General features: G+C 67.2%; 10 protein-coding genes. 2 read left to right on the forward strand and 8 right to left on the reverse strand.

Annotation, left to right across the window (positions count from 1 at the left end):
• Positions 1 to 84: 84 nt before the first annotated feature.
• Positions 85 to 1872 (forward strand): excinuclease ABC subunit UvrC, encoded by a 1788-nt coding sequence (gene uvrC, locus DESUT3_RS15725; RefSeq protein ID WP_404827051.1) that lies wholly within the window; start codon positions 85 to 87, stop codon positions 1870 to 1872.
• Positions 1873 to 2117: 245 nt separating this feature from the next.
• On the opposite strand, the gene DESUT3_RS15730 is transcribed toward uvrC, so the two are convergent.
• The 8 genes from DESUT3_RS15730 to DESUT3_RS15765 form a co-directional block, all read right to left on the reverse strand.
• Complete coding sequence (locus DESUT3_RS15730) at positions 2118 to 2909, reverse strand: DNA-binding protein (protein ID WP_221249419.1); 792 nt, start codon at positions 2907 to 2909, stop codon at positions 2118 to 2120.
• 99 nt (positions 2910 to 3008) lie between these two features.
• The gene (gene malQ / locus DESUT3_RS15735; protein WP_221249420.1) at positions 3009 to 4532 is read right to left on the reverse strand and encodes a 4-alpha-glucanotransferase; all 1524 of its coding nucleotides are present in this window, start codon (positions 4530 to 4532) and stop codon (positions 3009 to 3011) included.
• Positions 4533 to 4700: 168 nt separating this feature from the next.
• Positions 4701 to 5588 carry a hypothetical protein gene (locus tag DESUT3_RS15740; RefSeq protein WP_221249421.1) on the reverse strand — a complete coding sequence of 296 codons (888 nt, stop codon included), beginning with the start codon at positions 5586 to 5588 and terminating at the stop codon, positions 4701 to 4703.
• Between the two features lie 241 nt (positions 5589 to 5829).
• On the reverse strand, positions 5830 to 8247 hold the full coding sequence (locus DESUT3_RS15745) for an ATP-binding protein (RefSeq protein WP_221249422.1): 2418 nt from the start codon (positions 8245 to 8247) through the stop codon (positions 5830 to 5832).
• Positions 8248 to 8519: 272 nt separating this feature from the next.
• Positions 8520 to 8918: a DUF302 domain-containing protein gene (locus DESUT3_RS15750; RefSeq protein WP_221249423.1), complete on the reverse strand. Its 399-nt coding sequence runs from the start codon at positions 8916 to 8918 to the stop codon at positions 8520 to 8522.
• 132 nt (positions 8919 to 9050) lie between these two features.
• Complete coding sequence (locus DESUT3_RS15755; RefSeq protein ID WP_221249424.1) at positions 9051 to 9815, reverse strand: glutaminyl-peptide cyclotransferase; 765 nt, start codon at positions 9813 to 9815, stop codon at positions 9051 to 9053.
• A 67-nt stretch (positions 9816 to 9882) separates the two neighbouring features.
• Positions 9883 to 10764, reverse strand: coding sequence for an alpha/beta fold hydrolase (locus tag DESUT3_RS15760; protein WP_221249425.1), 882 nt, complete (start codon positions 10762 to 10764; stop codon positions 9883 to 9885).
• Positions 10765 to 10767: 3 nt separating this feature from the next.
• On the reverse strand, positions 10768 to 11535 hold the full coding sequence (locus DESUT3_RS15765; RefSeq protein ID WP_221249426.1) for a TerC family protein: 768 nt from the start codon (positions 11533 to 11535) through the stop codon (positions 10768 to 10770).
• A gap of 220 nt (positions 11536 to 11755) precedes the next feature.
• Here DESUT3_RS15765 and DESUT3_RS15770 point away from each other — a divergent pair, with 220 nt between their 5' ends.
• Positions 11756 to 12454: an arginyltransferase gene (locus tag DESUT3_RS15770; protein ID WP_221249427.1), complete on the forward strand. Its 699-nt coding sequence runs from the start codon at positions 11756 to 11758 to the stop codon at positions 12452 to 12454.
• Positions 12455 to 12511: the final 57 nt, after the last annotated feature.

Raw genomic sequence — 12511 nt, forward strand, 5'->3', positions numbered from 1 at the left:
TTTGCTGAACGATCCCCCCGCGGAGCCGAGCCTTTGCAGGATGTCGATCTGAAAAAATTTCCCACCGCACCCGGGGTGTACCTGATGCGGGGTGCGGACCAGGCGGTCCTCTACGTGGGCAAGGCCAAGAACCTGCGCAGTCGGCTGCGCAGCTACTTCTCCGCCGCCGGGGACGGCCGCTCGCAGATCCGCTTTCTGATGAACCGGGTGCAAGGGGTCGAGACTATCGTCACCGACACCGAGAAAGAGGCGCTGATCCTCGAGAACACCCTGATCAAGAAGTACCGCCCCCGCTACAACATCAACCTGCGCGACGACAAGACCTACGTGTCGGTGCGGCTCGACCCCCGCGAGGAGTTTCCGGCCCTGCAGGTGGTGCGCCGGGTGCGCCGCGACGGCGCCCTGTATTTCGGTCCCTTCTCCTCAGCCGGCGCAGTGCGGGAAACCCTCAAGGAAATCTACCGCATCTTTCCCCTGCGCCATTACCCCATGGAAACCTGCAGGCGGCGCGGGCGCCCCTGCCTGTTCTTCCAGATCGGCCAATGCAGCGCGCCCTGTCACGGCAAAATCAGCAGCGAGCGCTACCGGGAACTGGTCAAAGGGGTGGTGGCACTGCTCTCGGGGCGCGAAAGCGAGGTGCTCGGCCAGCTGCACCAGCGCATGCAGGACGCCGCCGCGCAGATGCGCTACGAGGAGGCGGCCCGGCTGCGCGACCAGATCCGAGCCATCGAACAGACCGTGGAGCGGCAGAAGGTGGTGGCCGCCGCCGGCGGCGACCAGGACGTGGTCGGCCTGCACCGCGAGGGGGGCGAGGTGGAGATCGCCGTGCTGTTCGTGCGCCAGGGCAAACTCATCGGCCGCCGCAGCTACCCGGTGGACTGGCGCCTCGACGAAGGGGAGCTGCTCTCGGGATTTCTGCAACAGTTCTATGGACGGGATATCTTCATCCCGGAGCAGGTGCTGCTCCCCTTTCTCCCCCCGGATGCCGAGACGCTGGGCGACTGGCTGGGCGAGCGCAAGGGGAAAAAGGTCGCGGTGCTCGCCCCGCTGCGGGGGGAAAAGCTCGCCCTGGTGGAGATGGCCGCCAGCAACGCCCGGGAGGCCTACCGCGAGCGGGGCAGCCGCCGCGAGGCCCGCGAGGGCGTGCTGGAGGAGATCCGCCAGCGCCTGCACCTGGCCCGGCTGCCGCGGCGCATGGAATGCTTCGACATCTCCAACGTGCAGGGGAGCCTGAGCGTCGGCAGCATGGTGGTGTTCAGCGACGGCGAGCCCGATAAGGCCGAGTACCGGCATTTCCGCATCCGCACCGTGACCGGCGCCGACGACTTCGCCTCGCTGGGCGAAGTGCTCGGCAGGCGCCTGAAACGGGGGCTCGAGGAGGGGCTGCTGCCCGACCTCATCCTCATCGACGGCGGCAAGGGGCAGCTCGGCGCCGTGGTCGCGGTGCTCGAGGAGCTGGGGCTTGCCGGGCGACTCGACGTGGCCGGCATCGCCAAGAGCCGGGTGCTGGCCAACGTGCGCGGCAAGGCCGTCGAACGCAGCGAAGAGCGGTTTTTCCTTCCCGGGCGCAAAAACCCGGTGCTGCTGCGCCAGGGTTCGCCGGCCCTGTTCATGCTCGAGCGGCTGCGCGACGAGGCCCACCGCTTCGCCATCACCCACCATCGCAAGCTGCGCGGCAAGGCGACCCTGCACTCGGCCCTCGAAGAGGTGCCCGGGGTCGGGCCGACCAGGCGCAAAGCCCTGCTCCGGCACTTCGGCAGCCTGAAGAAGGTGCGGGAGGCGCCCCTGGAGGAATTGCAGGCGATGCCGGGGCTGCCCGGGGGGGTGGCCGAGGCGATCTTCGAGTATTTCCGGCGGGAGGGGGTTGAATAGGCCTTGGGTTGAGCAAGCTTTGGCGGCCGCGTCAGATCCGACGGATCGGACTGATCTGACCGATCCGTCGGATCCGAGGCGGCCGATTTTTTTTCAGTCTTATCCGATTTGATCAGAATTGATCCGCGGCCAATTGCCTTTAGGGTTTTCAGCCCTTGCCCGTCAGCCGCACGTTGCGCAAAAAAAAAAAAGCCCCCTCGCCTTGCGGCGCGGGGGCTTTCGTGTTTTTCAGGCTTTAGCGAGGATTACTCGATGTTCACCTGGGCGTCTTCGAGGATGATGTCGTACTTGTAGCCGTAGCCGAAGTCCTTGTCGGTGGTCAGCTTGCCGGTCACCAGGACGGTGTCGCCTACCTTGGCCACAGCGCTGGTGGTAACGGTCAGGTCGTTGGTCCCCTCGCCCCCGGTGCCGTCCTGGATGTGGATCCAGTTCTTGCCCATGATCTCGGGGCTGAACTTGACGACCTTGCCGCGCAGGGTGATTTCCTTGCCCGAGAGATCGCCCTTGCCGGCGAAAACCTCCGCCACGGTCTGGCCGCCTTCGGCCTTGGCGATGCCGGAGAGGTCGACCTGGGCCTGGCCGCCGGCGCTGCCGTTGATCGGCGGGTGGCCTTCGGGCATCTGCATGTCGCTGCCCATGCCTGCGGGCGCGGCTGCGGCGGGCGCGGCGCCGCCGACCATGACGGCCGGGACGAAGTAGACCATGTCGAAGGTGCGGTCCAGGGTCTTGCTGTGGTAGTCGACCATCGGCATGCCTTCGGGCACCGCCACCGGATCGCCCACCTGCACGACGAATTCGGGGGCCGCGGCCCAGAACTGCTCGGAGCCGGTGTCAACCTTGACATAGGTGTAGCCGCCCGAGTTCATGGTTTCGACGACCTTGCCGCTCTTGCCGGGCGAAGCCGCGGGCTGGGCGGCGGGCTGCTGCTGGGCGGCCGGTTCGGGAGCCGGGGCGGTCTTGGGAGCTTCGTCTTTGCAGCCTGCAGCAAGGGCCAGGGCGGCCATGCCGGCCAACATGAGAGAAAAACGTTTTTTCACAGCGATCCTCCGGATTGGTTTAATGGGACCTTCTGATGGACGGTTGCGTTGCCTGTTCGAAATACTCAATTTGCCAAATTACCATATCTTACAGCGAGGTTACAAGTGGTTTTGCTCCCGGGAGAGATGTGGTGACGACCAGCGGCCGTATACCTCGGCCAGGGCCCGCAGGCCCTTCTGCCGTTCCCCGGTGAAGGCGCCGGGCAGCAGCCGCCATCCCCAGTTGCCCCGCGACTTGCCGGGGGTGTTCATCCGCGCCTGCTCCTCGAGCCCGAGCACGTCCTGCAGGGGAAAGATGCACAGGTCGGCGACGCTGGCCATGGCCAGCCGCATCAGCTCGTGGGCGATGTCCCGACAATCGCTGCCGAGGTAGCCGCGCACCCCTTCCCGCTCCGCCCGGCTGAGCCCCTGCCACCAGCCTGCCGTGGTGTTGTTGTCGTGGGTGCCGGTATAGACCACGCAATGCCGCGGCAGGTTGTGCGGCAGGTAGGGGTTGCCCGCACCGGAGCCGAAGGCGAACTGCAGAATCTTCATCCCCGGCAAAGCGAAGCGCTCGCGCAGGGCCTCCACCTCGGGGGTGATCACCCCCAGGTCCTCCGCGACGATGGGGGCATCGCCCAGCGCGGCGGCCAGCGCGGTAAACAGCTCCGCCCCCGGGGCCGGCATCCAGCTCCCGCGCACGGCGGTCTGCTCCGCGGCGGGAATCGCCCAGCAGGCCTCGAACCCCCGGAAATGGTCCACCCGGACCATGTCGGCCTGGGCCAGGTTCCAGCGGAAGCGCGCCAGCCACCACGACCAGTCTTGCGCGGCCATCGCTTCCCAGCGGTACAGGGGGTTGCCCCAGCGCTGGCCGGTGGCACTGAAATAGTCCGGGGGAACCCCCGCCACCAGGGTCGGCTGACCCGTCTCGTCGAGATGGAAGAGCGTCGGGTTGGCCCAGACGTCCGCCGAGTCGAGGGCGACGAAAATGGGGATGTCCCCCAGGATCTTCACCCCCCGCCGGTTGGCGAAGGCCTTCAGGGCGAACCACTGCTCGAAGAATATGAACTGGGCATACTGATGGCAGCGGATCGGTTCGGCCAGTTTCTCCCCCCAGGAGCGCAGGGCTTCCGGTTCGCGCCGGCGGATCGGCTCCGGCCAGCGGTACCACGGGGCATCCTCGAAATGTTTGCGCAGGGCCTGGAACAGGGCGTAATCCTGCACCCAGTACCCCTGCTCGCAGCAGAAGCGGTCGAAGGCCTCGCGGCGCTCCGCGCCCGCCTCGCGAAAAAACCTCTGCGCCGCCTTGTGCAGCAACCGCCCCTTGAAGCCGTGGGCAAAACCGAAGTTGCATTCCCCCTCGGGCATCGCCACCCCGGCCAGGTCCTCCGCTTCGAGCTCCCCCTCTTCCACCAGCCGCTCCAGGCAGATCAGCAGCGGGTTGCCGGCAAAAGCGGAGAAGCAGCTGTAGGGCGAGTCTCCATACCCGGTGGGCCCCAGGGGGAGAATCTGCCAGACCGACTGCCCGGCCCCGCTCAGCAGGTCGATGAACCGGTAGGCTTCAATGCCCAGCGAGCCTATGCCGAAAGGCCCCGGGAGCGAGGTGGGATGCAGCAGTATGCCGCTGGAGCGCTTCAGTTTCATAGCGTGAGGTCTCTGTTCCGGCCAGCTGCGCTCATTATCGCCTCTGGCCCTGGGTAAATAAAGGGGTTAAACCCCGAATTGCCGCTGCGGATCTGCGCAGTCCGCAAGTTCGCCAACATGCGCCCCGCCACTGGGCAGGGGGCTTTGCGGGCCCACGCTGCCGCGGGCTCAGTCCGGCCAGTACTGTTTCAGGCAGTCGGGGCAGAGGCTGTGGGTAAAGGCCGATTCGGAACGCTCGGTGATGTATTTTTCCAGAATCTCCCAGTCCCCGGCGCCGTTGCGAATCTTTTTGCAGGCCGAACAGATCGGCAACAGGCCGCTGAGCACCTTGAGTTGCTGCGATTGGGAGTATACCAGGCGCGTGGCGCGCCGCATCAATAGCAGCAGCACGCCGAACACCACCCCCAGGGTCAGGGCGACGATCACGATGGCCGAGGCCACCACCCGCTTCATTTCGGCCCGGTAGGCGGAAACATCCAGGTAGATCTCGAACACCCCGATGCTGCGGCCGAGCGCGTCGAGGACCGGCAGATAGGTTTCCACCATGTCGCCGGCGATCCGCTGCTCCAGGTTGAGGTCCCAGAGCTCCTCGCCCTTTTCCAGCCGGGAACTCACCTGGCCGCCCAGCGCCTCCTTCAGATGGCTGTTTTCCAGGTCGGCCTGGCCGATGATCGAGCCGTCGGTGCTGTAGAGGATGCGCTGGTCGGGTGCATAGATCTTGATCTTGGGGATGTTGTACAGGACGAGGCTGTGGCGGATCTTCCGATCGAATTCGGCCAGGCCCCGCTCGGGGATCTCCAGGGGGAGCGGCGCCGCCCCTTCGCCGTGAATGAACGCGCCCAGGTGCTCCTGCACCAGGGCCTGGCCGATTTTGACGGCGTCGTCCTCGGCGCTGCGGACGATGTGGCGGCTGAAGACCAGGTAGATCCCGCTGCCGATCAGCAGCAGAATCAGGAGCATGGAGACCAGGGCCGAGTAGGTGAACAGCTGCAGCAGTTTCAGGTCCTGGCCGCTGGCGTAAACGTGTCCGTCGGAAATGTGGCGAGGCTCTTTCATGGTGACCGCGGGCAGGTGATTTTGACAGTTCGGGGCTCAGCCAGTCCGGATTTGCAAAAGTTCGGCCAACCTTGAACCCCGGACCCCGTTCAGGGCCCCCGCCGGCAGCAGGGCAATCCCCACCCACGGTCACAGCACCTGCCGCACCTGGCGTTCATCAACTCGGGCACAGGAAACCATCGGGCAACGGCGAGGGACCGCAGCGCCTGCGCCCCGGAGGACCGGAAGTGTAGGATGGGATCTAGAGCCAGGCCGGGTTCAGCCGCCCGTCGGGACCGCGCAGGTAGGGCGCCCAGGCCAGGCCGACGAAATGCACGTGAATGTCGGCGGTTTTCGGCCGCAGGCGGAATTCGGTCAGCTGTTCGGCCTGGGCGTCGAACCCGCTGTTGAGGGTGGCGACCTCGCGCTCGAACTCGGCCGCCAGCTCCTCGAGCTGGTGCTGCAGGGCCTCCACGTTCTCCTCGGCCCGTTCGACGTCAGCCGCCTCCTTGCCGATGCGCCCGGCCCCGCGCATGGCGGTGCCCACCCGCGAGGCGGTGCCGGCGCCCCCGCGCTTGCGGCCCAGAAACGCCCCGAGCAGGGCGGTGCCGAAGGAGATGGCCGTGTCGAGCTTGCTGCGGCGGGCCTGGTCCTGCTCCCGCGACAGCGCCTGCTCGGCCTTGCGCAGGCGCTCCTCCAGGGCGGCGGTGCGTTCGGCGTACTTTTCGCGCAGCTTCGCCACCGCCTCGTCGCGCTGCTCGTTGGCCTGCTGCTGCACGCGGATGCGGAAATCCCGTTCACTCTCGCCGACCGCCGAAACGGTCTTGAAGCCAGGGCTCTGCCAGAGGACCAGTTCGCAGCCGCTGCGGATCCAGCGGGTGAACAGCCTCTCCCACTCCTTGAAATTCTTCGCCTCGTGTACCGGCGCCGGACAGGGGGCGAAGCTGGCGCCGGAAGCCGGTTCGCCGGCCAGGTCGGCGGGGTCGAGTTCCAGCTGCTCGGCGTATTGCCACTCCACCGGCAGCGGGCTGTCGCTCGGCTCGCAGGCCAGCAGATAGCGGCGGGTGGCATCCAGCGGGGGGCGGCTGCTGAGGTAATGCACGTCGGCGGCCCCGACCACCCGGGGGTGGTACACCACCTCGGCGCCCGCTCCTGCGCCGCGGCGCAGGGGGAGGTAATACTGGGTCACCCCGGCGGGGAGCAGGGGCGGTCCCGTTTCCACCGGGCGGGCGGGCGGGGGTGTGGGTGCAGCCTCCGCGGCGGCCGCTTCGGGCTGGCGGCCGGCCATCAGGGTGCGGATCTGGTCGCGGGTCAGGGGCCCCGGCAGGTAGCTGAGGGCCCAGCGGGTGCCGAACACCACCGGCTGGTCCTCGTGGACGTTGTGCAGCAGAAAACGACGCTTGCCCAGCCCGGCGAGGATCTGCTCCATGCGCTGGCGATCGAAGCTGCCGGCACCTGCGGCCCCTTCCAGCCCCTCCATCAGCCGGGCCTTGTCCCGCTCGGTCTGCAGCCGGCCGATGAACCAGGTGCCGGTGTTGGAGAGCGCCTTGTAGTCGAGATCGACGGGGTTCTGGGTGGCCAGCACCAGCCCCAGGCCGAAGGCCCGGGCCTGCTTGAGCAGGGTCAGGAAGAGCTTTTTCGACGGCGGGTTGGCCGAGGGCGGCAGGTAGCCGAAGATCTCGTCCATGTAGAGGATCGCCCGCAGGCTGCCGGTACCCGGCTGGCTGCGCATCCAGCCCAGCACCTCGTTGAGCAGCATGCAGACGAAGAACATCCGCTCGCTCTCGGCCAGATGGGCGATGGAGAGGATCGACACCCGGGGCTTGCCGGTGGCGGTGTAGAGCAGATCCGCCGCACTCAGCGGGGCCCCTTCCATCCAGGCGCCGAAGCCCGGCGAGGCGAGCAGGTTGTTGAGCTTCATGGCCAGCGCGAAGCGCTCCTTGGCCGGGTAGAAGGCATCGAGGCCCATGACCCCGATCTGCTGAAGCGGCGGATCCTGGATGGCGCCGATCAGGCCGGCGACGTCGAGGCTCAGCCCCGCGCGCCAGAAATGCTCGAGCAGGTTGGCGATCAGGATGTGCTCGCGGCTGGTGATCGGGTCGGCGCTGACCCCCATCAGGGCGAGGATGCCGGTGGCGGTGGACTGGATGCGCTCGCGCAGCAGGTCCGGATCGTCCTGGATGGCGGGCGGCGGCGCATTGAAGCTGCGCAGCACCGAAACCGGCAGGCCCGCCGAACTGCCGGGGGTGTAGATGACCAGCTCGGCCGAGTCGCGCAGTTTGCGGATGCGCTCCGGGCCCTGGCCCCAGTCGGCCAGTCCCTTGCGCCAGAGTTCGGCCTGGCGGCGGGCGTATTCGGCGACATCCACCCCTTTTTCCGCCGCTTCGCGCGGATCGACCCAGGGTTTGAAGTCCTCGGGCTTAAGCTCGGGGAAGCTGAGCAAAAGGTTGCCCAGGTCCCCCTTGGGGTCGATGGCGATGACCGGGATATGGTCGATGGCGGCCTCTTCGAGCAACCCGATGCCGAGGCCGGTCTTGCCGCTGCCGGTCATGCCGATGATCACCGCGTGGGTGGTGAGATCCCGCGAGTCGTAGAGCACCAGTTCGTCGGTCAGGCGCTCCTGCTGCAGGTCGAAGGTCTTGCCCAGGTAGAAGGCTCCGAGCTTTTCATAATCGTCCATGGGGCCTGGTCCTCGGGTCGGCTGGGAAAAGCAGGGAAAATCGCGCGGGATTACGGCTAAAGCTTAGCAGCCCGGCGGCGGCTGGCAAGGCTAGTCAGGGCCCCGGGACGGCCAGCAACGCGCCAACTCTCACGCCTTACGCCTCACGCCTCACGCCTCACGCCTCACGCCTCACGCCTCACGCCTCACGCCTCACGCCTCACGCCTCACGCCTCACGCCTCACGCCTCACGCCCCACGCCCCACGCCCCACGAGTCACGAGTCACGAGTCCCTAAACCCTGCCAAGGGCTGCGGCGAAGCGATCGCGGACCTGGCCGAGCAGGTTCTGCAGGGCCGGGTCGGCGTCTCTGCCGAGGGTGGCCGCTGGTTCCAGGGCCATGACCGTGGTGTGATTGTGGTCCTCTTCGTAGACGATGACGTTGCAGGGGAGCAGCAGGCCCAGGGATGGTTCGAGGGTCAGGGCCTTGAGCGCGACCTGCGGAATGCAGGTGCCGAGGATGGTGTAGCGGCGGAAGTCGAGATCGAGTTTCTCGCGAAAGGCCGAGCGCACGTCGATCTCGGTGAAGATCGAAAATCCCTGCTCCCGCAAAGCGGCAGTCACCCGCTCCACGGCCCTTTCGAAGGTGATTTCCAGAGTCCTGCCAAAACCGTAGGGACGAACTTTTTCCATGGGCCCCCCCGTCGTCTGGTCCTGCTCTGTACAAAAATAAAATACAGATAATTAGTATAGCAATATTATAAAAAATGCAAGAAATGGTTTAAACGATCCGTTTCGTGGGAAAGGGTGGGCCCGCTGTGGGGTTCAGGGCCGGGGCAGCAGTTCGATCTCGAACAGGGCCGGCCACAGCTTGCCGGTCACGAACAGCCGCCTGCCCTTCGCATCGTAGGCGATGCCGTTGAGCACGTCCGTGTTCCCTCTGCGCAGGGCGGGGGGCAGCAGACCGGCCAGGTCGATCCAGCCGGTCACCTCCCCGGTCTGCGGATCGATGCGCGCGATGCGGTCGGTCTGCCAGACGTTGGCGAAGATTTCGCCTTCGACGAACTCCAGTTCGTTGAGCCGCTCGACAGGTCTGCCCCGGTCATGAATGGCGACCCGGCCGCTTTCGGCAAAGGTCTGCGGATCGAGAAAACGCAGCACGCTGGTGCCGTCGCTGACGATCAGCCGCTGCCCGTCGTGGGTGATCCCCCACCCCTCGCGGGGGTAGGGGTGGGTGGCGAGCAACCGGAAGGAGGCGCGGTCGTATACCAGCAGCAGGCGGTTGCGGTAGGTGAGCTGGATCAGCTTGTCCCCCCAGGCGGCGATCCCCTCGCCGAACAGGGTCCCGGCCAGGCGCTGGAGCTGCTCGACCCGACCGGACTCCAGGTCGACCCGGCGCAGGGACGAGGAGCCCTGCAGCCCGGTCCCCTCGTAGAGAACGCCCTCGAGGTAGACCAGCCCCTGGGTGAAGGCGCCGGGGTCGTGGGGGTAGCTGTTGACGATGCGGTAGCCGTAGACCGGCGCCGCGGCCATGGCGGCGGGGACGGACAGGAGCAGGAGGAGGAGAAGGAGAAAAAATTTTCGGCTCATATTGTCTACCCGTTTAAGCCCCCTTCCTGCCGCCCCCCGCTGGGGGAGGCAGGAAGGGGGCGTTTGGCTATGCCGCGGCTACCAGTCTCCCCAGGATCTCGTCCATGTGGTTCACCGGTAGGGAAAAGTGCCCCTCGTCAGGCAGGAAGCGTGCGCGGCAGCCGGGGATCTCCCGGGCGAGCCAGCGCCCCATGGCGACCGGGACGGTGGCGTCGGCCTCGCCGTGCCACAGCTGCACCGGCAGGCGGATGCCCGCCAGGGGCACAGCCCAGGGCCGGGCCAACAGCTCGAGGTCGCGAAGGGCGCCGGCCGGCCCGTGGCGGAAGGCTTCGGCGATGGAGGCATGCAGGATCCCTCCCACCTCCGGGCGACGCAGGGCGCGGCGGTCGGCGGCGGGTGCCGCCACGGTCAGCAGGGCCAGGGCCGTGCCGGGGAAGCGGCGCGCGCTGCCGCCGGCCAGCCGCCCGTAGAGAAGACGCAGCAGGGCGGGCGAGCGGCGGGCGAGCAAAAAGGCGAGCCTGGCAGGCAGGCGCATGGCGGCAAACCCCTCCACCGCCAGCGGCGGAGCGACCCCGGCGACCAGGCCGACGGCGCTCAGCCGCTCGGGGAAAAGCGCCGCAAAGGCGGCGGCATAGGGCACTCCGCCGGAGACCCCGAGCAGGGCGAAGCGCCCCAGGCCCAGGGCATCGGCCAGCTGCAGCAGGTCGGCGGGCCAGTCGCCCAGCGTGCGGCCGGGCCAATCGTCCGAGAGCCCGTAGCCCGGGCGATCCGCCGCGATGACGCGGATTCCCAGGCGCCTCGCCGCCGCATCGGTGAGCCCCGCCTCGAGGCGCGAACCCGGCAGGCCGTGGCAGTACAGCAGCGGCCGGCCGGCCGGGTCGCCAAACTCGCTCCAGCCGAGCAGGCGGCCCTCGTCCAGCGCTATTTGCCGGGCCTGGCTATGCGGCATGGGTTAGCCTGCCTGCTTGTCCCCGGTGCCCGGAACCTCCGGGATGGGCTTGCGCAGGTGCACCGGTTCGGGGCGGGCCTTGCGCATCTTGAGGTTAAGCATCTCCACGCAGACCGAGAAGGCCATGGCGAAGTAGATGTACCCTTTGGGGATGTGGAAGTCGAGCCCCTCGGCCACCAGGGCGACCCCGACCAGGATCAGAAAGCTGAGCGCCAGCATCTTGATGGTCGGGTGGCGATCGACGAAGTCGCCGATGGCGCCGGCAGCCAGCATCATCACCCCGACGGCGATGACGATGGCGATGATCATCACCGGCAGGTGCTTGGCCATCCCCACCGCGGTGATGACCGAGTCGAGGGAGAAGATGATGTCGAGCACCGCGATCTGCAGCAGCACCCCGGCGAAGCCCGCGGTCGCCGCGGCGGCCCTGTGCTCCTCACCCTCGAGGCTGTTGTGGATCTCGAAGGTGCTCTTGACCAGCAGAAACAGGCCGCCGCCGAGCAGGATCAGGTCGCGCCCCGAAATCTCCTGGCCGAGAACGCTGAACAGGGGGCGGGTCAAGGTCATCACCCAGGCCAGCGACAACAGCAGGGCGATGCGCATCAGCATGGCCATGCCCAGGCCGATGGTGCGGGCCCTCTGCCGCTGGTGTTCGGGAAGCCTTCCGACCAGGATGGAGATGAAGATGATGTTGTCGATGCCCAGGACGATCTCCAGGGCAGTGAGGGTGGCCAGCGCCACCCAGGCTTCGGGTTCGGATATCCAGGCCATGCGGGGTGCTCCGTTTCACGGTTGAGGGCGAGGGCCGCCTCGGGCGGCGGACATATCCGATAGTGTGCCTGAATTCAACGTGGCTTGCAACGCCGGGAAATCTTGGCGGAACCGGTTTCGTTCCCCGGTTCGCGGTATACTCATTGACCCGGCCGGGGCCGCTGTGGCATGCTCCTGCCGACCTGCCGCCCCGTTGCCGGGCAGGGTGAGGAAGCCGGCCATGAAACTGCTGCAGACAACCCAGCTCGACGAGCCCTCCCCCTGCCCCTATCTGCCCGGGAGGCAAAAGCGTTACGAATATTTCCTCGGCGCCGGGCTGAGCGCCGAGGAACTGGGGCGGCTGCTGGCCGAGGGGTGGCGCAAGTTCGGGCTCTACTATTTTCGGGTCCGCTGCGAGGGCTGCTTCCAGTGCATCCCCCTGCGGGTGCCGGTGGCGGACTTCGTCCCTTCGCGCAGCCAGCGCCGCGTGCTGGCCGCGGGTCGCGCGCTGCAGATCAGCTTCGGCCCCTTGAGCTACGATCCGCGGGCCTTCGAAATCTACCGCGACCACTCCCGGGAGCGCTTCGGCGACGAAGTCGCCCTCGATGACTTTCTCTACAATTTCTACCTCCCTTCCTGCCCCTGCCTGCAGAGCGAGATTCACCTCGACGGCAAGATGATCGGCATCGGTTTTCTCGACCGGGGGGCCGACTGCCTGAGCAGCGTCTACTTCTGCTTCGACCCGCGCTACGCCCACCTGAACCTGGGGACCTTCAGCGCCCTGCAGGAGATCGCCCATGCCCGCAGCCAGGGCCTGGATTACTACTACCTGGGCTATTACGTCCCGGGCTGCGGGCGGATGGCCTACAAGGACCGTTTTCGCCCCCGGGAACATTTCGACTGGAGCAGTCGTCTCTGGATTCCCGCGGCCGGATGCTGAATCGGTTTTGTCGCTCCCGGCGACCCGGGCAGGGCCCGCAAACCCAGGTGGAAGGCC

The sequence above is a fragment of the Desulfuromonas versatilis genome (assembly GCF_019704135.1).
GTDB classification, from domain to species: domain Bacteria; phylum Desulfobacterota; class Desulfuromonadia; order Desulfuromonadales; family NIT-T3; genus Desulfuromonas_A; species Desulfuromonas_A versatilis.